Annotated in this window: 4 protein-coding genes; all 4 read right to left on the bottom strand. The window is 71.3% G+C overall.

What is annotated here, in order from left to right:
• A partial coding sequence (gene glcE, locus AC1D01_RS27605; protein WP_477872087.1) for a glycolate oxidase subunit GlcE occupies positions 1-708 on the bottom strand: 708 nt, incomplete at its 3' end.
• A 19-nt stretch (positions 709-727) separates the two neighbouring features.
• Complete coding sequence (locus AC1D01_RS27600) at positions 728-2,245, bottom strand: FAD-linked oxidase C-terminal domain-containing protein (protein WP_477872085.1); 1,518 nt, start codon at positions 2,243-2,245, stop codon at positions 728-730.
• A gap of 55 nt (positions 2,246-2,300) precedes the next feature.
• Positions 2,301-2,855 carry a GNAT family N-acetyltransferase gene (locus AC1D01_RS27595; RefSeq protein ID WP_457333738.1) on the bottom strand — a complete coding sequence of 185 codons (555 nt, stop codon included), beginning with the start codon at positions 2,853-2,855 and terminating at the stop codon, positions 2,301-2,303.
• The coding region (locus AC1D01_RS27590) for an FIST C-terminal domain-containing protein (protein WP_477872082.1) at positions 2,852-3,034 on the bottom strand (183 nt) is incomplete at its 5' end. The genes AC1D01_RS27590 and AC1D01_RS27595, both read right to left, overlap by 4 nt.

Here is a 3,034-nt window from a genome sequence, read left to right as displayed (position 1 = left end):
CTCGATCACGTCGCCGCCGAGCGCGGCGAGTGCCGACTGCACCGCGGCGAGCGCGCCGCGCAGCCGCACGACGAGCATGCCGTCCCACCAGGCGCTGGCGTTGATCGGCAGCGGCAGGCCGCTCCATTCGTTGATCTTCTGCATCGCGCTGATCTGCGCCAGCTCGAAGCGCACCGTGGCGGTGGCCGGGGCGAGCGGCAGCACCTTCAGCGAGACCTCGAGGATCACGCCCAGCGTGCCGAGCGAGCCGGCGAGCAGCCGCGAGACGTCGTAGCCGGCGACGTTCTTCATCACCTGGCCGCCGAAGCTGAGCACCTCGGCGCGGCCGTTCAGCAGCGTTGCGCCGAGCACGTAGTCGCGCACCGCGCCGACCGCCGCGCGCGGCGGGCCCGACAGGCCGGCCGCCACCATGCCGCCGACGGTGCTGCCCGGCCCGAAGTGCGGTGGCTCGAACGGCAGGTACTGGTTCTTCTCGGCGAGCGCGGCCTCGAGCGTCGCGAGCGAGGTGCCGCAGCGCGCGGTGACGACGAGCTCGGTCGGCTCGTAGCTCGAGATRCCTTCGAGCACCGTGGTGTCGAGGAGCTCGCCCTGCGGCGGCTCGCCGTAGAAATCCTTGGTGCCGCCGCCGCGGATGCGCAGTTGCGCCCCGGCGGCGCGGGCGGCTTCGACCTTGTCGACGAGGATCTGCAGTGCGGGGTCGTGGGTCATCAGGGCATCAGAAACCGGATCAGAAACGGGGAATGTCGGCGAACGGCAGCAAACCGCGCTTCACGTGCATGCGCCCGTACTCCGCGCAGCGCACCAGCGTCGGGATCACCTTGCCGGGGTTCAGCAGCCCGGACGGGTCGAAGGCATGCTTGACGGCCAGCATCTGCTCGCGCTCGGCGTCGGAGAACTGCACGCACATCGACGACAGCTTCTCGACGCCCACGCCGTGCTCGCCGGTCACCGAGCCGCCCATCGCGACGCTGGTCTCGAGGATGTCGGCGCCGAACAGCTCGCAGCGGTGCAGTTGATCAGGGTCGTTGGCGTCGAACAGGATCAGCGGGTGCAGGTTGCCGTCGCCGGCGTGGAACACGTTGGCGCAGCGCAGCCCGTACTTCTTCTCCATCTCGCCGATCGCGAGCAGGATGTCGGCCAGCCGCTTGCGCGGGATCGTCGAATCCATGCACATGTAGTCGGGGCTGATGCGCCCGCTCGCCGGGAAGGCGTTCTTGCGGCCGCTCCAGAAGCGCAGCCGCTGCGCCTCGTCCTTGCTGACCTCCATGCGCGCGGCGCCGCTGCCGGCCAGCACGTCGAGCATGCGGCCGATCTCCTCGGCCACCTCTTCGGGCGTGCCGTCGCTCTCGCACAGCAGGATGGCCTGCGCATTCAGGTCGTAGCCGGCGTGCACGAAATCCTCGACGGCGGCCGTCATCGGCTTGTCCATCATCTCGAGCCCGGCCGGGATGATGCCGGCGGCGATCACGTTGGCGACCGCGTCGCCGGCCTGCCGGATGTCGTCGAAGCTCGCCATGATGCAGCGCGCGAGCAGCGGCTTCGGCACCAGCTTCACGGTGACCTCGGTGACGACCGCGAGCATGCCTTCGCTGCCGACCAGCACCGCCATCAGGTCGAGCCCGGCGGCGTCGAGCGCCTCGGAGCCGAACTCCACCGCCTCGCCCTGCGCGGTGAAGCCGCGCACGCGCAGCACGTTGTGGATCGTCAGCCCGTATTTCAGGCAGTGCACGCCGCCGGAGTTCTCGGCCACGTTGCCGCCGATGGTGCAGGCGATCTGGCTGCTCGGGTCGGGTGCGTAGTACAGCCCGTAGGGGGCGGCGGCCTCGCTGATCGCGAGGTTGCGCACGCCGCACTGCACGGTGGCGGTGCGCGCCAGCACGTCGACCTTCAGGATGCGGTTGAACTTGGCCAGGCTCAGCGTGACGCCCAGCGCATGCGGCAGCGCGCCGCCGCTCAGGCCGGTGCCGGCGCCGCGCGCGACCACCGGCACGCCGAGCCGGTCGCAGGCGCGCAGCACCGCGGCGACCTGGTCCTCGGTCTCGGGCAGCGCCACCACCAGCGGCTGCTGGCGGTAGGCGGTGAGGCCGTCGCATTCGTACGGCACGGTGTCTTCACCGCGCGACAGCAGCGCATGCAGCGGCAGCAGGGGCGCCAGTTCGGCGACGACCTGCGCGCGGCGTTGCGCGCGCTCGTCCGCGCTGGGCGCATCGGCACCGGTCGCGTGGACCGGAAGAAGGGCATTCACGGAGTCAGGTCTCCCACATCGGCCTGTTCGACGAGCCCACGACTGTAGCGCCTGCTCAGGGCGCTTCGGCCGCGTACAGCACATGCGCACGCAGCGGGTGGTCCGCGGCGATGCGCGGGTGATCGAACTGCGCGCGCTGCGTCAGGCCGATGCGTTCCATGACCCGGCGCGACGGCTGGTTGCCCAGCGCCGTGAACGAGACCACCTGCGGCAGGCGCATCACCTGCCAGGCATGATCGAGCACGAGACGGGCCGCCTCGCTGGCAAAGCCTTGCCCCCAGGCCGCGCGCACCAGCCGCCAGCCGATCTCCCGGGGATCCGGCGCGATGCCTGGCACCGGAAGCTCGAACGGCACCGCAGAGAGCCCGACGAAGCCGGCAAACGGCCGCCCCGGCACTTCCAGCGCCCACAGCCCATGCCCGAACTGCTCGACGTGCAGTCGCGCACGTGCCGCGAAGGCATCGCTCTGCGCGCGCGTCAGCGGCGCGAGGAAATGCTGCATCACCTGCGGGTCGGCGTTCATCGCGGCGCAGGGTTCGAGGTCGTCGTCGCGCCAAGGCCGCAGCGTGACACGCCCCGCGCGCAGCGTGACCGGCGCATGAAGGCTCATGCGGCGGTCGTGAACACCGTCAGCACCCCGGTGTAGCCGTAGAGGTGGTGGCGCGCGATCTCGCCGGCCGCGAAGAAGCCGACCAGCGGCACGTCGCCGAGCGCGCGCCGCACGATGGCGAGCTCGGCCGACGGCGCGCCGAAATGCGGGCCGCCGCGGCCGGCGCAGCTCACGTAGAC

The sequence above is a fragment of the Rhizobacter sp. P3_B12 genome, from assembly GCF_056402895.1.
The sequence above is the reverse complement of the archived record's forward strand: the minus strand, read 5'-3'. Positions and strand labels throughout refer to the sequence as shown.

Bases quoted from the DNA above. Each gene is read 5' to 3' on its own strand.
- AC1D01_RS27595 (WP_457333738.1), bottom strand. From the start codon at position 2,855: ATGAGCCTTCATGCGCCGGTCACGCTGCGCGCGGGGCGTGTCACGCTG.